At 74.0% G+C, this 1,212-nt stretch carries 2 protein-coding genes; both read right to left on the bottom strand.

Going from position 1 to position 1,212, the window contains the following annotated elements:
- Positions 1-211: 211 nt before the first annotated feature.
- A complete protein-coding gene (locus ACWD4P_RS38375) occupies positions 212-697 on the bottom strand; it encodes an SUKH-3 domain-containing protein (RefSeq protein WP_266563325.1) in 486 nt (161 codons plus the stop codon).
- Positions 698-767: 70 nt separating this feature from the next.
- On the bottom strand, positions 768-1,212 hold a 445-nt coding region (locus ACWD4P_RS38370; protein WP_449782842.1), incomplete at its 5' end, for a YwqJ-related putative deaminase.

Here is a 1,212-nt window from a genome sequence, read left to right as displayed (position 1 = left end):
GCCGCGCCGGGATGTACGTGCTCGCTGTTCTATGGGGCTTCGTCTCCGGGCCCATGCCGCCCGAGCTGGTGGCTCCGCGCGCACATCCCGGCACGTCCCCTCGCGTCTCGTCGGCGCGTGGCGGCCGGTGGGTCTCGGGGCTCCGGGGCTGTGCTGTGGCTGTCTGTCGTGTGCCGGTGCGCTGTGGCCCGGTCCGCGTGTGCGCGCCGCGCTAGGCCGCGGTCAGGCGTGTCGGCTGGGTGCCGTTGACGAGGGTTTCCAGGGCGTGGTCGATGCCGGGGCCGAGGTACCAGTCGCCGCTGTGGTCGAGGGCGTAGACGCGGCCTTCGGTGTCGATGGCGAGGAGTGCTTCGGAGCCGGATTCCGCACCGAGGGGGCAGACCTCGGTGTCGAGGGCGCGGCCGAGGTCGCCGAGGGTGCGGGCCATGTGGAGGCCGTGGAGCGGGTCGAGGTGGGGTTGGGCGGGGGCTATCTGGCGGCCGGGGCCCTGGGGGGTGAGGTGGAGGCCGCCGAATTCGGCCCAGGCCTCGACGGCGGCGGGGAAGACGGTGTGGCGGTGGCCGGCGGGGGATACGTGGGTGCGCAGGGCGTCGGCCCAGAATTCGGCCTGTTTGATGTCCCAGCGTCCGGGCTGCCAGCCGGCGGCGCGCAGTGCTGCGTCGACGGGGGCGGTGAAGCGGGTGCGGTCGGCGGTCATGTGGGGTGGCCTCGTCCTGTTCTGCTGGGGCCTGCGGTGGTGCGTGCGTGCTGCCGTGCGCCGGTTCCGGTCAGCCGGTGGTGTCCGCGGCCGGGTCCACGACGTGGACGCCGAAGTGGGCGGTGAGTGCGGCGCAGGCGCGGCAGGGGCGGGCGAAGCCGCCGTGCAGGGGGTCGCCGTCCTCGCGGATACGGCGGGTGGTGAGTTTGGCGTGTTTGAGGGCTTTGCGGGCTTCGCCGTTGGTCATGGGTTTGCGGCGGGCGCGTTTGGAGCGTTCCTCGTCGGCGGCCGTGAGGTGGCGGGAGATGAGGATCGTTTCGGCGCAGCGTCCGGTGAAGCGGTCGCGCTGGGCGCTGGTGAGGGTGTCGAGGAAGTCCTGGACGAGGGGGTGCAGGGCGGGGGCGTGTTCGCCGCGGGCTGCGGTGCTGGTCAGTGTGGTGCCGCGCACGGAGAGGGCGGCGGCGACGGTGGGCAGGATGCCGTCGCGGCGCTGGCGCAGGGCTGGGGCGGGCGCT

The sequence above is a fragment of the Kitasatospora sp. NPDC002543 genome (genome assembly GCF_053594915.1).
This window is presented reverse-complemented; position numbering and strand designations above follow the sequence as displayed.